General features: G+C 48.5%; 2 tRNA genes and 1 rRNA gene. All 3 read right to left on the reverse strand.

The features are described 5' to 3' along the window. Positions 1-149 precede the first annotated feature (149 nt). A tRNA-Ala gene (locus tag AC0LWF_RS27835) sits at positions 150-225 on the reverse strand. Positions 226-240: 15 nt separating this feature from the next. Beyond that, positions 241-317 (reverse strand) — tRNA-Ile (locus AC0LWF_RS27840). Between the two features lie 147 nt (positions 318-464). Further along, positions 465-549, reverse strand: a 16S ribosomal RNA gene (locus AC0LWF_RS27845); the annotation flags it as partial.

The raw sequence follows: 549 nt of genomic DNA on the forward strand, positions 1-549 counted from the left end.
CGGCTCCTAGCGCCTAGGCATCCTCCGTGCGCTCTTAGTAGCTTAACCTAGTTGCAATCGTTAGATTGGCAACACATATTTCAAGTTAATCTCAGCTAAGAGATATTTCGCAAATTTCATATCCAGTTTTCAAGGTGCAAAGATATTCATGGTGGAGCCAAGCGGGATCGAACCGCTGACCTCCTGCTTGCAAGGCAGGCGCTCTCCCAGCTGAGCTATGGCCCCAAAAGGGAATAAAAATGGTTGGCCTTAGTGGACTCGAACCACCGACCTCACCCTTATCAGGGGTGCGCTCTAACCAGCTGAGCTAAAGGCCATTAGTAAGTGTTTTTGCGTCAGCAAAAGACACAACCTGGTATTGAATTGTTGAAGGATTTATTCCTTCAAAACTGAACATGAGCGAACCTGCCGGTTTGCATCTTTCGATGCTATCTGATCATCATCGTGATCAGGTATTTCCTTAGAAAGGAGGTGATCCAGCCGCACCTTCCGATACGGCTACCTTGTTACGACTTCACCCCAATCATCTACCCCACCTTCGGCGGCTGG

The organism is Paenibacillus sp. sgz302114 (assembly GCF_056120345.1).